The organism is Albidovulum litorale (assembly GCF_025751495.1).
Taxonomy (GTDB): Bacteria; Pseudomonadota; Alphaproteobacteria; order Rhodobacterales; family Rhodobacteraceae; genus Albidovulum; species Albidovulum litorale.
In genome coordinates this window covers 668,049-682,261 of sequence record NZ_JAOWKZ010000003.1, presented here as the reverse complement: position 1 = coordinate 682,261, position 14,213 = coordinate 668,049, and the positions used below count along the sequence as shown (strand labels likewise).

The 14,213-nt window shown below is 62.3% G+C and carries 17 protein-coding genes; 11 read left to right on the top strand and 6 right to left on the bottom strand.

The window, feature by feature from the left end; genetic code table 11:
• Positions 1-144 precede the first annotated feature (144 nt).
• Together nadE and OEZ71_RS14260 are read left to right on the top strand one after the other, a co-directional pair.
• Positions 145-924 carry an NAD(+) synthase gene (nadE, locus tag OEZ71_RS14265; protein ID WP_263740661.1) on the top strand — a complete coding sequence of 260 codons (780 nt, stop codon included), beginning with the start codon at positions 145-147 and terminating at the stop codon, positions 922-924.
• A gap of 108 nt (positions 925-1,032) precedes the next feature.
• Positions 1,033-2,517: an inorganic phosphate transporter gene (locus OEZ71_RS14260; RefSeq protein WP_263740660.1), complete on the top strand. Its 1,485-nt coding sequence runs from the start codon at positions 1,033-1,035 to the stop codon at positions 2,515-2,517.
• A 156-nt stretch (positions 2,518-2,673) separates the two neighbouring features.
• Here OEZ71_RS14260 and OEZ71_RS14255 read toward each other — a convergent pair whose 3' ends face one another.
• Positions 2,674-3,333 (bottom strand): glutathione S-transferase family protein, encoded by a 660-nt coding sequence (locus OEZ71_RS14255; protein WP_263740659.1) that lies wholly within the window; start codon positions 3,331-3,333, stop codon positions 2,674-2,676.
• Positions 3,334-3,510: 177 nt separating this feature from the next.
• On the opposite strand from OEZ71_RS14255, the gene OEZ71_RS14250 reads away from it, so the two are divergent.
• From OEZ71_RS14250 to OEZ71_RS14235, 4 genes are all read left to right on the top strand, one after another.
• Positions 3,511-3,933: a c-type cytochrome gene (locus OEZ71_RS14250; RefSeq protein ID WP_263740658.1), complete on the top strand. Its 423-nt coding sequence runs from the start codon at positions 3,511-3,513 to the stop codon at positions 3,931-3,933.
• A 103-nt stretch (positions 3,934-4,036) separates the two neighbouring features.
• Complete coding sequence (gene ppk2, locus OEZ71_RS14245) at positions 4,037-5,131, top strand: polyphosphate kinase 2 (RefSeq protein ID WP_263740657.1); 1,095 nt, start codon at positions 4,037-4,039, stop codon at positions 5,129-5,131.
• A 134-nt stretch (positions 5,132-5,265) separates the two neighbouring features.
• Positions 5,266-5,745 (top strand): GNAT family N-acetyltransferase, encoded by a 480-nt coding sequence (locus tag OEZ71_RS14240; protein WP_263740656.1) that lies wholly within the window; start codon positions 5,266-5,268, stop codon positions 5,743-5,745.
• Between the two features lie 44 nt (positions 5,746-5,789).
• A complete protein-coding gene (locus OEZ71_RS14235; protein ID WP_263740655.1) occupies positions 5,790-7,151 on the top strand; it encodes an MATE family efflux transporter in 1,362 nt (453 codons plus the stop codon).
• Positions 7,152-7,380: 229 nt separating this feature from the next.
• Here the strand turns inward: OEZ71_RS14235 and OEZ71_RS14230 are convergent, their stop codons facing one another.
• A complete protein-coding gene (locus OEZ71_RS14230) occupies positions 7,381-7,809 on the bottom strand; it encodes a hypothetical protein (RefSeq protein ID WP_263740654.1) in 429 nt (142 codons plus the stop codon).
• Positions 7,810-7,818: 9 nt separating this feature from the next.
• Entirely contained in the window at positions 7,819-9,021 is a 1,203-nt protein-coding gene (locus OEZ71_RS14225; protein ID WP_263740653.1) for a pyridoxal phosphate-dependent aminotransferase, read from the bottom strand.
• An 86-nt stretch (positions 9,022-9,107) separates the two neighbouring features.
• On the opposite strand from OEZ71_RS14225, the gene OEZ71_RS14220 reads away from it, so the two are divergent.
• From OEZ71_RS14220 to OEZ71_RS14210, 3 genes are all read left to right on the top strand, one after another.
• Positions 9,108-9,530: a helix-turn-helix domain-containing protein gene (locus OEZ71_RS14220; RefSeq protein WP_263740652.1), complete on the top strand. Its 423-nt coding sequence runs from the start codon at positions 9,108-9,110 to the stop codon at positions 9,528-9,530.
• Positions 9,527-9,802, top strand: a complete 276-nt coding sequence (locus tag OEZ71_RS14215; protein ID WP_263740650.1) for a succinate dehydrogenase assembly factor 2 — start codon at positions 9,527-9,529, stop codon at positions 9,800-9,802. The genes OEZ71_RS14220 and OEZ71_RS14215 overlap by 4 nt, the downstream gene beginning before the upstream one ends.
• Positions 9,803-9,880: 78 nt before the next feature.
• A complete protein-coding gene (locus OEZ71_RS14210) occupies positions 9,881-10,378 on the top strand; it encodes a MarR family winged helix-turn-helix transcriptional regulator (protein WP_263740649.1) in 498 nt (165 codons plus the stop codon).
• Positions 10,379-10,387: 9 nt separating this feature from the next.
• Here OEZ71_RS14210 and OEZ71_RS14205 read toward each other — a convergent pair whose 3' ends face one another.
• The 3 genes from OEZ71_RS14205 to OEZ71_RS14195 are packed head-to-tail and all read right to left on the bottom strand — an operon-like array spanning position 10,388 to position 12,269.
• Complete coding sequence (locus OEZ71_RS14205; protein WP_263740648.1) at positions 10,388-11,158, bottom strand: DUF1194 domain-containing protein; 771 nt, start codon at positions 11,156-11,158, stop codon at positions 10,388-10,390.
• The gene (locus OEZ71_RS14200) at positions 11,155-11,847 is read right to left on the bottom strand and encodes a DUF1194 domain-containing protein (protein ID WP_263740647.1); all 693 of its coding nucleotides are present in this window, start codon (positions 11,845-11,847) and stop codon (positions 11,155-11,157) included. The genes OEZ71_RS14205 and OEZ71_RS14200 overlap by 4 nt, the downstream gene beginning before the upstream one ends.
• Positions 11,841-12,269, bottom strand: a complete 429-nt coding sequence (locus OEZ71_RS14195; protein ID WP_263740646.1) for a VOC family protein — start codon at positions 12,267-12,269, stop codon at positions 11,841-11,843. The genes OEZ71_RS14200 and OEZ71_RS14195 overlap by 7 nt, the downstream gene beginning before the upstream one ends.
• Before the next feature lie 178 nt (positions 12,270-12,447).
• Between OEZ71_RS14195 and thyX the strand changes: the two genes are divergently transcribed.
• Together thyX and OEZ71_RS14185 are read left to right on the top strand one after the other, a co-directional pair.
• The gene (gene thyX / locus OEZ71_RS14190) at positions 12,448-13,353 is read left to right on the top strand and encodes an FAD-dependent thymidylate synthase (protein WP_263740645.1); all 906 of its coding nucleotides are present in this window, start codon (positions 12,448-12,450) and stop codon (positions 13,351-13,353) included.
• Between the two features lie 3 nt (positions 13,354-13,356).
• Positions 13,357-14,163, top strand: coding sequence for a DUF4393 domain-containing protein (locus tag OEZ71_RS14185; RefSeq protein ID WP_263740644.1), 807 nt, complete (start codon positions 13,357-13,359; stop codon positions 14,161-14,163).
• The last annotated feature ends 50 nt before the right edge of the window (positions 14,164-14,213 follow it).

Sequence of the window (14,213 nt, the reverse complement as noted above, 5' to 3'; positions counted from 1 at the left end):
ATTGGTGGCGGATTAGACCATGCGGGGGGCGGCGGGGCAAGCGGGCTTGCCCTTGCAATCCGCTGAGGGAGCGCGAAATATAGCGGTGAAGCGGGAGTGGTCCACCATGGAGTGAGGGTGGGGCCGCAGCAAGGATCAGGGATCATGAAGACGGAAGCGGTCATCGACCATATCACCGGCTGGCTGGAGGAGTACTGCGCGCGGGCGGGAACGAAGGGTTTTGTCGTCGGCGTCTCGGGCGGGATCGATTCCGCCGTGTCCTCGGCGCTTGCCGCGCGGACCGGGCTGCCAACCCTGGTGGTGGAGATGCCGATCCATCAGGGCAGGGATCAGGTCAGCCGGGCGCGCGACCATATCGCCATGCTGAAGGCGCGGCACGCGGCGGTTGACGGTGTCGAGGTTGAACTGACCGACGTCTTTGATAGTCTTGTCACCGCACTACCGGGGGAACCGCAGGGTGCAGCGCGCGAGATGGCTTTGGTAAATACCCGCGCCCGTTTGCGCATGACCACGCTCTATTACCTTGCCGGGCAGCATGGCCGTCTGGTTGTCGGCACTGGCAACAAGGTCGAGGATTTCGGCGTCGGGTTCTTCACCAAATACGGCGATGGCGGGGTGGACCTGAGCCCGATTGCCGATCTGATGAAGTCCGAGGTCTATGAGATCGGCCGGGCGCTTGGCGTCAACGATGCCATTCTTGGAGCGCCGCCGACGGATGGCCTTTGGGGAGACAGCCGCACCGATGAGGACCAGATCGGCGCTAGCTATCCGGAACTGGAATGGGCGATGACCTATGATGGCGATGATGCTGCCCTGACCGGCCGGCAGGCCGAAGTCATGGCGATCTATCGCCGTCTGAACCGTGCAAACCAGCACAAGATGGTGCCGATTCCGGTCTGCGAAATCCCTGACAGCCTGCGCTGAGGGACGAAAAAGCCTCTGCCGCAGGAAAACCGGGGGAGCGAAGGTATCGGCTGTTGATCTGAAGGTGATTCCCCCCTACCCAGCGGGCGCAAAAATCCGGGGGCGCAGATGGCCGACAACGATCTTGAAGCACGTCACCTTGAGACGCTGGACCGCGATCTGGGGCGGTTGTCCAATCTGGAAACCGCGACGGCCTATATTGGCCGGCCGCTGGTCGGGCCGGGGATTGCCTTTGTCTTCATCATGCTCGCAGCCCTTGCCGCCGCGATCTTCTTCGGCCAGACCAGCAACACGCTGATCGTTGTCATCGCCGCCGCCTTCGGGGCCTATATGGCGCTGAATATCGGCGCCAATGACGTCGCCAACAATATGGGACCGGCGGTTGGGGCGAATGCCCTGACCATGACCGGCGCGATTGTCATTGCCGCGATCTTCGAAAGCGCGGGCGCGCTGATTGCCGGTGGCGACGTGGTTTCGACCATTTCCAAGGGCATCGTTGCGCCCGAAACCATGGCGGACGGGTCGATCTTCATCTGGGCGATGATGGCCGCACTTCTGTCCTCCGCGCTCTGGGTCAACCTTGCCACATGGATCGGGGCACCGGTCTCCACCACGCATTCCGTGGTCGGCGGCGTCATGGGTGCCGGGATTGCGGCCGCGGGGTTCGGCGCGGTCAACTGGAGCACGATGACCACGATCGCGGCAAGCTGGGTGATCTCACCCGTTCTTGGCGGGGTCATTGCTGCCGGGTTCTTGTGGTTCATCAAGGCGCGCATCATCTATCAGGATGACAAGATTGCCGCCGCGCGGCGCTGGGTGCCGATGCTTGTGGGTATTATGGCAGGCGCCTTTGCGGCTTACCTGTCGCTGAAGGGGTTGAAGCATCTGGTGAAGATATCCCTCGGCTCGGCGCTTCTCATCGGCCTTGTCGCGGGGGGCGCGGTCTGGGTCGCGATGATCCCGGTGATCCGCAAGCAATCGAAGGGGCTGGAGAACCGCAACAAGTCGCTGAAGGTGCTTTTCGGCATTCCGCTGGTGGTTTCGGCAGCACTTCTGAGCTTTGCCCATGGCGCCAACGATGTCGCCAATGCGGTCGGGCCGCTCGCGGCCATCGTCAGCGCCTCGCAGACCGGAGATTTCTCGGAATCGGTCAGCATCCCGCACTGGGTCATGGTGATCGGGGCGCTGGGCATCTCGTTCGGCCTGTTCCTTTTCGGTCCGAAACTGATCCGGATGGTCGGCAGCCAGATCACCAAGCTCAATCCGATGCGGGCCTATTGTGTGGCCCTGTCGGCGGCAATTACCGTGATCGTCGCAAGCTGGCTGGGTCTGCCCGTCAGTTCGACCCATATCGCGGTGGGCGCGGTCTTTGGCGTCGGGTTCTTCCGCGAATGGGATACCGGGCGGCGGATGCGCAAGGCGCGAATGGATATGCCTGAAGGTCTTGAGATTGGCCCGGATGAACGCGGCCGCCGCAAGCTGGTGCGCCGGACCCATTTCACCACGATCATAGCCGCCTGGGTCATCACCGTTCCCGCTGCCGCGCTGATGTCAGCGGTCATCTTCCTCGGCATCCGGGCCATCGCGGGGTAAAGCGGGCGGATCGGCTGCATGGGCGCAAGCTCACGAAAACAGACCGGGCACCGGAAACTCTGAAAGTTTCCGGTGCGATTTCTTTTCAAGAAATCGCCTCCCGCACCCCTGAACTACATTCTTAAAGGTTTTTCAGCCCGGACGACGACCCCGCACCTACGCAGGCTCGGCCAGCCGTTTCGCCCACATCGCCTTGAAGGCGGGCCGTTCGTGGCAGGCCGATATCCAGCCCGCAATGGCGGGGAACTGGTCGACCAGCCCGGGCTCGGCCTGGGCGTAGCGGATGATCTCGGCCATGTTGATGTCGGCGACGGTGAAGCGCCCGCCGACCATGTGGCCGTTTTCGCGCAGATGGGCATTGAGCACCTTGAGCGGGCGGCGCAGCCGGGCGGTCTCGGACGCGATCTCGGCCTCTCCTGCCGGTGTCTTCGCCCGTCCCTCGGCATGGGCGTACATGATGGCGAGCGCATGGGTCTCGATCGCGGTCATGCCGTAAAGCGCCCATTGCTCCATCAGCGCGTTTTCCTTCTCGTCCGCCGGGGCGAGCGGCCCGCCTGCCTTGCGCGCTATGTAGAGGTTCATCGCGAGCGATTCCGACAGCACGAAGTCACCATCCTTCAGGACCGGGACGGCACCTGCCGGGCTGATCGCGACGAAACCGGGCGAGAGCGTGTTGAAGGGCGCGTCCTCCGCCTCGGGATCGGGCAGGCGGTAGCCCTGGATCACCGGAACATGCTCGAACTCCATGTCCAGTTCCTCCAGCAGCCAGAAGTTGCGCGAGGCGCGGCTGCGATAGACGCCGTAGATTGTGAGCATGGTTTTTCCTCGGACATGATGGGCCCATCGTTAGCGCGAAGCGACAGAGAGCGGTAGTCCCTACACTCTGTGCCGATCAGATCGGTCGGCCCGCAACGCGAGGCGATTGATGGAGATCAATTCCCTCCGATCCGCCCATGCAAGGATACTCCGATTATGATGCAGAAGGAGGAGCAAATGTCTGTATTCAAGTTGACTGCGTCCGTCACATTATTGACCGGATTGCTGGGTGCCGGCTTCGCCTCGGCGCAAGACGCGGCAATTGGAGCGGAAATCTACCAGGAGCGGTGCTCGGTTTGTCATGGTGAAACTGGGGCTGGCGATGGATTGGTGGGTGAACTTTTCGACCGCAAGCCGCGCAATCTCTCCCATCTTGCCAAGGACAATGGTGGGCTCTTCCCTTTCGAAGCTGTCTACAAGTCGATTGACGGGACGACGGAGATCAAGGGCCACGGATATTCAAATATGCCGGTTTGGGGTCGGTATTTCGTCGCCGAGGAGATGGAAGACCCGGCGTCCAATCCGCGAGACGCGAAGGCGGTCACGCAGGGTCGTATTCTCGCTGTCGTCTACTATCTCCAGACGATACAGGAGCAATAGCTGCAACGTCTCTGACAATTTTGCGGCAGTTTGACCCGCATCAAGGTTGTCCGCGCCCAAACGTGCCAGCGTGGCTGGGTTCGCACGGGAATGGAGGAGCGCGATGATAGATGACGTGACATCAGCGGCCAGTGAGGCGACAGAGGTGGCGATGGACTCGGAGCCGCCCGTCGCACAGTCAGCAAGAGGCGAGGATGCGGTCGAGGATCAATTAGTGCCTAACGGTGAGGCGCCAAAGGGTCCGAAGAGTTTCCCCGTCGTTGACGCCGACGCGATCCGCCATGCCTTTGAAAGCGGCCGCTATCCCTATTCCCGCAAGATGATCCGCCGCGATTACGAGGCGGAGAAAGCCCGTCTTCAGGCAGAGCTACTCAAGGTGCAGAAATGGGCACTGGAGACGGGGCAGAAATTCGTCATCCTCTTCGAGGGCCGCGATGCTGCTGGCAAGGGCGGCACGATCAAGCGGTATATGGAGCATCTCAACCCCCGCTTCGCCCGCGTCGTGGCGCTGAACAAGCCGACCGACGAGGAACGCGGCCAGTGGTTCTTCCAGCGCTATATCGAACATCTGCCAACCGCGGGCGAAATGGTCTTCTATGACCGGAGCTGGTACAACCGCGCGGGTGTTGAGCGGGTGATGGGCTTCTGCTCGCCCACCGATTACCTCGAATTCATGCGCCAGGCGCCCGAGGTGGAGCGGATGCTCGTCCGGTCGGGCATCCGGCTTTACAAATACTGGTTCTCCGTCACGCAGACCGAACAGCGCCGCCGCTTCAAGTCGCGGGAAACCGACCCCCTGAAGCGTTGGAAACTGTCGCCGATCGACAAGGCGTCGCTCGACAAGTGGGATGACTATACCGAGGCGAAAGAGGCGATGTTCTTCTATACCGACACGGCCGACGCGCCTTGGACGATCATCAAGTCGAACGACAAGAAACGGGCGCGGCTGAACTGCATGCGCCATTTTCTCGCCTCGCTCGACTATCCCGACAAGGACACCGAGGTTGTCGGCGCGCCCGATCCCCTGATCGTCGGCCGGGCGAGCCATGTCGTCCATGGCTCAGACCATATCCTCGGCGCGTCGATGCATCCGGATCTGCGCCGCAAACCCGGTCAGAACGGCAAAGAGCCGACAGCGGCCGAAACCGCCGTTAAGCCGGCACCGAGGCGGAGGACTGCGTCCACAAGCAAGGCATGAACCGGGTGCGGGGCACGTGACTTGCTTGCCCCGCAGATCGGAATTGCGGTCACTGGGTATTCCCATGACGCCTTCGAAGCCCCATCTTGATGCTGCATTGCGGCAATGCATGCGCAGAATCAGGGGCGGGCACGATGTCCGATCCAGTCATATCCCGGTTGAACTTTAATGCCTGGCGGCCGGACGATCCGTTCTGGCGCCCGGTCCTGCAGGCGCATCTGTTGCATCTCGGCCCGGACTCGCGGCTGAACCGGTTCCTCGTCTGGTCCTCGGATGCCGCCATCATGCGCTACGCGGCGGCCACCCGGCCCGCGCTTGTCCTCGGTGCCCGGATTGATGGACGATTGTGCGGCCTTGCCGAACTGCATGTTGGCGACGGCAGCGATCCGGTGGCAGAAATCGCGCTGTCGGTCGATGAGGACACCCGAAGGGCCGGGATCGGTGGCGCGCTCTTTGACGTTGCCGTCAGCGAGGCGCGGCGGCGCGGTCTTAGTGACATCTGGATCCATTTCCTCAGGACCAATACCGCGATCCGGCGGATATCTGACCGCGCGGGCTTCATCCGCCTGCCTGAACGCGATCCTTCCGTCGTGACGGCGCATATCGCCGCCTGAGACAGCCTCTGGACCTTACCCCCGGTCAGGCGTAAGGCTCGGGGATGACGGAACGGCTTACATACGGCGCCCATATGCGGGCGCTTCTTGCGCTTGGGCTGCCGCTCATCGGCTCGAACCTCGCGCAGATGGTTCTGCATGTCACCGATACGGTGATGCTGGGCTGGTATGGGGTGGAGGCTCTGGCCTCGGTCGTACTGGGTGCCTCCACCTTCTTCATCCTTTTCATCCTCGGGGCAGGCTATTCCATTGCGATGATGGGCATGGTGGCCTCGTCTCTCGGCAAGGGGGACGAGACGCAGGTCCGCCGCGATACACGGATGACGATGTGGCATTCGATCCTCTTCGGCGTGGCGGTGCTGCCGGTGATGTGGTGGTCGGGGCCGATCCTCATCGCGCTCGGGCAGGAGCCGGAGCTTTCCGCGCTGGCGCAGGATTACCTGAGGATCGCGGGCTTCGGTCTGATCCCGGCTTTGCTCGTCAATACCTTTCGTGGCTATCTGTCGGCGCTGGAACGGACCGGGGTGGTGCTGTGGGCCACGATGGCGGGGGCCTGTGTCAACGTGGCGCTGAACTGGATGCTGATCTTCGGCAACTGGGGGGCGCCGGAGCTTGGCGTGCGCGGCGCGGCGGTGGCGACGCTGGTGACGCAGAGCGTCACGGCGCTTTTGCTCGCCTTCTACGCAGCACGGCAACCGGATCTCAGGCGGTTCCACCTGTTCCAGCGGTTCTGGCGGCCAGATTGGCCCGCCTTCGCCCGGGTCTGGCGGCTCGGCTGGCCGGTTGGTCTGACGGGGCTGGCCGAGGGCGGGCTTTTCAACGCCTCGGCGCTGATGATGGGCTGGGTCGGCACGGTGGAACTGGCCGCCCATGGCATCGCGATCGAGGTCGCGGCTTTAGCCTTCATGGTGCATCTGGGGCTTTCCAATGCCGCGACCGTGCGGGTCGGCCATGCCGAGGGGCGGGGCGACTTTGTCGGGCTCCGCGACGGGGCCGTCGCGGCGATTGCGATGTCGCTTCTCTTCGGGCTTGTCGTCGTGGCGGTCTTCCTGATCCTGCCGGGGCCGATCATCGGGCTTTTCCTCGACGAGGCGAAACCGGAGGCAGGTGCGATCGTCGCCTTCGGAACCGTGCTTCTGGCGCTCGCGGCGCTCTTCCAGATGTTCGATGCCGCGCAGGTCATGGCGCTCGGCCTTCTGCGCGGGGTGCAGGACACGGCCGGTCCGCTCTGGATCACGGTGATCAGCTATTGGGTGATCGGCATCCCGGCGAGCTATCTTCTGGCCTTTCCCATGGGCTTCGGCGGCGCTGGTCTCTGGCTTGGGCTGACCATCGGACTTGCCGTTGCTGCGGTCCTTCTGATGTGGCGCTTCTGGGGGCGTTGGGGGCAGGTGGAACTGGCCTGATCCCAAGGCGGCCCGTTCCGGGTCATTCCTTTACTGGGGCCGCGCATCGGCGCGGCCGGTTGGGGCGCTGCCCCAAACCCCGGAGTATTTTCCGACAGAAAGTGGATAAAGGCCCGTCACTTTCTGTCGGAAAACACTCCCGCCGGAGGCAGGCCCGAGCCCCCGCTTTTGCGGGAGCGAGATATGTCCTGGCGCCCGGAACGGGTGCCGCAATTTGAAAGCAGTGGGATCAGGATCCGCCGGCCGCTTTGTCGCCCTGCGACGCCAGGACCCGCTCGGATTTCTTGCGCACCAGCACCGACCGCAGGTCATGCATCGCAAGCAGGAGCGCGTCGGTCACGTCCTCCAGCTGCGCATCGGTCGCCTTCGACTGCGCCCATTGCGTGGTGAGGTTGAGGTGATCGACCGCGCGGAGGATATCGTCGACATCCCGCCGCGCCAGCAATGCCCGCCGCGCCTCCAGCCAGTCGCGGATCGTCGCCATGTCCCCAGCCGAGAGCTTGCGGTCGCCCTGCGGCTTGATCTCGCCGTTCTTCACATTGACGACGGCGATCTGGTCCATCTCGATCCGCCGCTGGCGGTTTTCGGTATCCACCCGAAAGACCGCAGCGCCATTTTCGCGGATGCGGAAGTAGTAATCCGGCAGATCGCCCGCCATGCTTTCCCCCTATTTCAGCCCCGCGCAGAAGGACTGGATCCGGCGGCAGGCCTCTTCCAGCGCCGCGTCCGAAGTAGCGTAGCTGACGCGGAAGTTTGGCGAAACCCCGAAGGCCGCGCCAAAGACGACAGCGACGCCCGTCTCTTCCAGAAGCGCGGTGGCGAAGGCTTCGTCATCGGTGATTTTCGTACCCCCGGCCGAGGTCTTGCCGATGCAGTCCGAAATATCGGGATAGACGTAGAACGCGCCTTCAGGGCGCGGGCAGTTGATCCCCTTGGCCTGGTTCAGCATCGATACAACCAGATCGCGGCGGCGCTGGAAGGTCACCTTGTTCTCGGCCAGGAAATCCTGCGGCCCGTTCAGCGCCTCTACAGCCGCATATTGCGAAACTGACGAGGGGTTCGAGGTCGATTGCGACTGGATCGTCCCCATCGCCTTGATCAACTCCACCGGTCCCGCCGCATAGCCGATCCGCCAGCCGGTCATCGCATAGGCTTTCGAGACGCCATTGCAGGTCAGCGTTCTCTCGTAAAGGCCGGGTTCGACCTGCGCGGGGCTGACGAATTCGAAATCGTCGAAGACGAGATGTTCATACATGTCATCCGACATCACCCAGACATGCGGGTGGCGCATCAGCACATCGGTCAGCGCCTTCAGCTCGTCCCGGTTATAGCCTGCCCCGGTGGGATTCGAGGGCGAGTTGAAGATGAACCATTTGGTCTTTGGCGTGATCGCCGCCTCAAGCTGCGCGGGCGTCAGCTTGAACTGGCTCTCGATCCCGCAGGCCACCGGCACCGGCGTGCCGCCCGCCAGCAGGACCATGTCGGGATAGCTGACCCAGTAGGGCGCGGGGATGATCACCTCGTCGCCCGGGTTCAGCGTCGCCATCAGTGCATTGTACAGCGTCTGTTTGCCGCCGGTGCCCACCGTGATCTGGTTCGGCTTGTAGCTGAGGCCGTTTTCACGTTCGAACTTGGCGCAGATCGCCTTCTTCAGTTCCGGGATGCCATCGACGGCGGTGTATTTGGTCTTGCCCTCGTCAATCGCGCGCTTGGCGGCGGCCTTTATATTGTCAGGCGTGTCGAAATCCGGCTCGCCCGCGCCAAGGCCGATCACGTCGCGGCCAGCGGCCTTCAGTTCCTGCGCTTTCGTGGTCACCGCGATGGTGGGCGACGGTTTGACGCGGGCCAGCGTGTCGGAAATGAAGGGCATTTGTCGGAACTCCGGTTTGTAATTGCCGGGCCCATGTCTTAGATTGCCACTTCATCCCCCGCAAGCGACTTCAAGAAGGAATTCTAATGACCACCGATACGCTCGAAAAGACCGCGGAAACCGCCGAAAATTGGTTCAGCGATGATGCTGCGACCTTCGGCGACCGGCTGGCTGCCGCGCGTGAGGCGGCCGGTCTGAGTCAAGCTGATCTTGCCCAACGCCTTGGCGTGAAGACAAAGGTGATCGAACATTGGGAAGCCGACGCGAAAGAGCCGCGCGCCAACCGTCTGCAGATGCTGGCCGGCATGCTCGGCGTGTCGCTGATGTGGCTTCTGACCGGTGAGGGCGACGGCGTGGATATGCCGGACGAGACAGCGGCCGAAACGGCGCAAGTCAAGGGCGTTCTTGCCGAGATTCGCGAATTGCGTACCGCAATGACCGCGATGACCGGGCGCCTTGGGCGGCTGGAAAAGAAGCTCCGTCAGGGGCTGGACCAGAGCGCCGCGTGAGCGAGTCTGCCGAAGCGATGCTGAAACGTCTTGCCATGCGGTCATGGCGGCGCGGCACGAAAGAGATGGACCTCATCCTCGGCCCCTATGCCGATGCCCATCTTGCAGCCATGCCGCCTGACCGTCTGGCGCTTTATGATGCGCTTCTGGGTGAGAACGATCAGGATCTTTACCCGTGGATGACCGGCGCCGCGCCGGCGCCGGAACGCTTCTCGACCCTGATTGCAGAGATCGCCGGGTTCGCACGGGACCGGAACCGCGCCCGGTCCTGAACTCTTTCGCTTTTAACCGAAATTTTCCTCTTTCCGCCGAGGCTGTGACCAGCAGCAGAAAAAACGGCGGAGAAAAAGATGACGGTTCACGCTCAGGTCGATGAGACCCGGCAGAAAGGCCTGCTCGGCTCCTATATCGAAACGCTCGGGCTGGTTGAACGGCTGCACCGCCTGCTTCTCGACGTGATCAAGGATGAGTTTGAGCGGCTCGGCCAGATCGAGATCAACGCGGTGCAGGCGCTCCTTCTCTTCAATATCGGCGAACATGAGGTGACCGCGGGTGAGCTGAAATCGCGCGGCTACTATCAGGGCTCCAATGTCAGCTATAATCTCAAGAAGCTGGTCGATGCCGGTTACATGCATCACGAACGCTGCGAGGCCGACCGCCGCTCGGTCCGGGTGCGGCTGACGGAAAAGGGCAGGGGAGTGCATGATGCCGTTTCCGATCTCTTCGCCCGCCATGCCGAGACGATGCAGGCGCGCGGTGTCATCGGATTTGCCGCGACGGAGGAGATGAACGCACTCCTGCGCCGGATGGAACGATTCTGGACCGACCAGATCCGCTACATCTACTGAGCCTTACGTTCATCTTGCGCTAGATACGCCCGGTACGGCATCTCCATACTGTAGGGCCACCTTGTCATCGGACCCGGGGAGCGCGCTGACCGTCAGCTCGGCAAGTTCGCGCAAAAGCTTTCGTTCCATCGCCGCCGCGAAATCCTCAAACCCCAGGGCGACCTCGACGAAGGCATCCGGTCCCCGGATCACCTCGGCCGTGAACCAGGCGGTCAGTTCCGCCACGCCGGGATCGCCGCCATCCCATCCCTCATCCCGGTTCACTCCGATCACAAGGGCATTGACCGTGACGTCGGGCACGCGGCCCGGCAGCACGATATCGCGCGGCTGCGGACCGGAGTTGTTGAGCCCATCGCCCGTCAGGTCGAGCGCCGCGCGCGGGCAATCCGTCCGCTGCGCGAGAAGCGCATCGCCATAAAGCATCGCCGCGCCGACACCCGTGGCGGGCGACCGTTCGATCCTGACCGCCGTGGCGATCACGCCCGCCACCCGCTCAAGCACCACTTCGTCGGTGATCTCCACCCAGTCGAGGATCAGCCGCTGATGTTCAGCCCCTGACCAGTCATAGACCGCCAGAGCCACCGGATAACCCGGCGCTTCCAGAAGGACCGCACGCACCGCGTCAGAGCTCAGCGCAGCGGCAAGGCCCTGCACTTGCAAGACGAATTCCCGTTGATCGACGGATCCCGACACATCGAGACCAATGGCCAAAGCCTGTCGGCAGGCGGCATGGGCCGGTGCCGCGGCCAGCAGCAGTGCTGCAAGCCCCGCCCGGATCATCCCGGGCTGCGCGGTGCCAGCATGCTGACCACCGGGCCTTCCAACTCGCGAAGAAGCTTCTCCTCCATCGCCGCCTCGTAATCCTCGAACCGGGTCACCTCGATGACAAAGGCCCCCGGTCCCCGGATCAGCTTGCGCCGGTAATAATCGGCAATCTCGCGGTCGCTTTCGGAAATGGCGAGGCCGTTTATCGTCACACCGTCCAGAGGGAACTCGCGATACGCCAGATCCGGGCCGAAGCCTTCATTGTTGCGCCCGTCGCCCGACACGTCGAGCTTCCGCGCCGTACAATCCGGCGCGCGTTCGAACAGGCTCGCCGCATGACCCAACGCATATCCAAGCGCCGTCGGCATGTCGTCATGCCCCCGCTCGCTCGTGGCCACCGTCGCCGCCGCCACCGCCAGATCCTCTGCCCCCGTGATCACCGTCCAGTCCAGAAGCAGGTCCTGCTGATGCCGCCCGCTCCATTCATAGACGGCGAGCGCCACATGGTCGTCGCCGAAGGCTAGGAACGCCTCCTCAACCGCCGGGGCCAGCAATGCCCGCGCCAGCCCCTGCCGCTGCAACAGGTCCTCGTCCCTGTCGACCGAGGCCGAGACATCGAGCGCCAGCAGCAGGGCCAGCCGACACCCGGCCACCGCCGGAGCCGCAGCGAGGCAAAAGGCCAGCGTCAGCGCCGCTCTTACCAATGCCCGGTATTCCCCATGCTCGCCCAGGGCTCGGCGGGCGCCTTGGCCTCACCTGCCTGCAGCAACTCGATCGAGACATTGTCGGGCGAGCGGACAAAGGCCATGTGCCCGTCGCGCGGCGGCCGGTTGATCGTCACGCCATTGGCCAAGAGATGGGCGCAGGTCGCGTAGATATCGTCGACCTCATAGGCGAGATGCCCGAAATGGCGGCTGTCCGAGGGCAGCCCCTCATCCCCGTCCCAGTTGTAGGTCAGTTCCACCGGGCAGTCCGGCTGCCCCGGCGGCGCCATGAAGACGAGCGTGAACCGCCCCCCCTCATTGTCCCAGCGCCGCGTCTCTTCCAGCCCCAGAAGCCGGTAAAACGCCATCGAGGCGTCCAGATCCTTCACCCTCACCATCGTGTGCAGATATTTCAGGCCCATGTCTTGCTCCCTGATGTTTTCCGGCAGCCTAGCAGCCCCGCCGCCCCGCCGCCAAGCGGCCCGATCCACAGAAAATCGGGGCCGGACAGAAAATCTGCCCCTGATACACTCTATCGCGTTTACCGCCCGGCCAACCCATAGATATAGTGGATCACGATTCGAGAAGCCGGAGGACGCCATGACACTCACCCCCGAACAGCAGGCCGAGATCCAAGAGGCCCGCGCCGAGACCAGGCCGACGCTGCGCGTCACCTCCGAGGGCATGGAAAAGCGCCTCTACGTGGCCCACGAAGTGCTCGACCACGGCCTTGTCCGCGTCATCGACTATATGGGCGACGACAACGCCATCACGCAGGCCGCGCGCGTCAGCTACGGCAAGGGCACCAAGCATGTCACGAATGACGAAGGGCTCATCCGCTACCTCATGCGCCACTGGCACTCGACCCCGTTCGAGATGTGCGAGGTCAAGTTCCACGTCAAGCTGCCGGTCTTCGTCGCCCGCCAGTGGATCCGCCACCGCACCGCCAACGTCAACGAATACTCCGCCCGCTACTCGATCCTCGACCGCGAATTCTACATCCCCGCGCCGGAACATCTCGCCGCGCAATCGACGGTGAACAATCAGGGCAGGGGGGAGTTGTTGCAGGGCGAAGAGGCGCAGCGCGTGCTCGACATCCTGCGCGACGACGCCACGCGGGCCTATGACCATTACGAGGATATGCTGTCGCAGGACGGCCAGAAGGGCCTCGCCCGCGAACTCGCCCGCATGAACCTGCCCGCCAATGTCTATACGCAATGGTACTGGAAGGTGGACCTGCACAACCTCTTCCACTTCCTGCGCCTGCGCGCCGACACCCACGCCCAATACGAAATCCGCGCCTATGCCGAGGTCATGTGCGACATCGTCCGCGACTGGGTGCCGCTGGCCTACGGCGCTTTCGAGGACTACCGCATGGGCGGGGTGAACCTGTCGGGCAAGGGGGTCGAGGCGCTGAAGCGACGGCTGGCCGGAGAGGTGGTGACACAGGAAAACTCCGGCATGTCGAAGGGCGAATGGCGGGAGTTTGAGGGGGTTTGGGGGTGAGTGATGAGCATCGACAAGGCAAAACAAACCGTCGAAGTCGTTACTACTATAATGTCGGTAGCAAAGGACACACCAGAGCTACGCGAGGCTGGCTCTGAACTTGCAAAGAGTGCCCTAACACTGACCAAAGCGATCAACGTTTGTTTGTTGCCAATTGCAGCGGTGACCTTCGCATTTGATAAGGGGCGGAAATATTTCGAGTCAAAATTTGAGCACGATCTCGAAGAAGTTATGAAGGACGTGCCGCAGGAGGATATTGTTGAACCTAAGGCTTCTCTAGTTGCGCCTGCATTGCAAGGTCTCGCTTTCTCGAGTGACGAACCGAACCTTAAGGAACTTTACCTCCGACTCATCCGATCGTCGATGACTCGGCAAAAAACGGACGATGTCCATCCATCTTTTTCAGATATTATTAGGCAGTTGGACCCTCTTGAGGCGGGCCTTCTCAATAGCTTTATTGCTGGGCAGGCAAATCGAACAATTGCTACGGTTACTGCTGGTATCAAGGATTCAGGTGGTCAGTATCGGGTAAAATATAGGCATCTTTATAACTGGTTCTACTCAGAGACGGGCGAAATGGCCAAAATTCCGGCATTCCCATCAATGATAGATAATTGGATTCGCTTGGGGCTTGTAGAGGTGCGTTATGATCGACATGCCGCAGGCGAGAATCTATATGATTGGGTGGAGGCTCGACAAGAATACAAAGATATTTTCAATAATTTGGAAGATGATGAGGAAATCAAATTTATAAAAGGCACGATTGATCTTACGGAGTTTGGCAAGCGGTTTGCGAGGGCAGTTCTCTAGCAAGCCGTAGGGTGCGCATTCATTGCGCACCACACCCTTCGAGACCGCCT

What these genes read in the sequence shown, in the direction of transcription:
- OEZ71_RS14195 (WP_263740646.1), bottom strand. Translation starts at nt 12,269, where the DNA reads ATGGGCCTGAAATATCTGCACACGATGGTGAGGGTGAAGGATCTGGAC.
- nadE (WP_263740661.1), top strand. Translation starts at nt 145, where the DNA reads ATGAAGACGGAAGCGGTCATCGACCATATCACCGGCTGGCTGGAGGAG.
- OEZ71_RS14210 (WP_263740649.1), top strand. Translation starts at nt 9,881, where the DNA reads ATGACGGTTCACGCTCAGGTCGATGAGACCCGGCAGAAAGGCCTGCTC.
- ppk2 (WP_263740657.1), top strand. Translation starts at nt 4,037, where the DNA reads ATGATAGATGACGTGACATCAGCGGCCAGTGAGGCGACAGAGGTGGCG.
- OEZ71_RS14185 (WP_263740644.1), top strand. Translation starts at nt 13,357, where the DNA reads ATGAGCATCGACAAGGCAAAACAAACCGTCGAAGTCGTTACTACTATA.
- OEZ71_RS14205 (WP_263740648.1), bottom strand. Translation starts at nt 11,158, where the DNA reads ATGATCCGGGCGGGGCTTGCAGCACTGCTGCTGGCCGCGGCACCGGCC.
- OEZ71_RS14235 (WP_263740655.1), top strand. Translation starts at nt 5,790, where the DNA reads ATGACGGAACGGCTTACATACGGCGCCCATATGCGGGCGCTTCTTGCG.
- OEZ71_RS14220 (WP_263740652.1), top strand. Translation starts at nt 9,108, where the DNA reads ATGACCACCGATACGCTCGAAAAGACCGCGGAAACCGCCGAAAATTGG.
- OEZ71_RS14240 (WP_263740656.1), top strand. Translation starts at nt 5,266, where the DNA reads ATGTCCGATCCAGTCATATCCCGGTTGAACTTTAATGCCTGGCGGCCG.
- OEZ71_RS14225 (WP_263740653.1), bottom strand. Translation starts at nt 9,021, where the DNA reads ATGCCCTTCATTTCCGACACGCTGGCCCGCGTCAAACCGTCGCCCACC.
- OEZ71_RS14230 (WP_263740654.1), bottom strand. Translation starts at nt 7,809, where the DNA reads ATGGCGGGCGATCTGCCGGATTACTACTTCCGCATCCGCGAAAATGGC.
- OEZ71_RS14250 (WP_263740658.1), top strand. Translation starts at nt 3,511, where the DNA reads ATGTCTGTATTCAAGTTGACTGCGTCCGTCACATTATTGACCGGATTG.
- OEZ71_RS14260 (WP_263740660.1), top strand. Translation starts at nt 1,033, where the DNA reads ATGGCCGACAACGATCTTGAAGCACGTCACCTTGAGACGCTGGACCGC.
- thyX (WP_263740645.1), top strand. Translation starts at nt 12,448, where the DNA reads ATGACACTCACCCCCGAACAGCAGGCCGAGATCCAAGAGGCCCGCGCC.
- OEZ71_RS14255 (WP_263740659.1), bottom strand. Translation starts at nt 3,333, where the DNA reads ATGCTCACAATCTACGGCGTCTATCGCAGCCGCGCCTCGCGCAACTTC.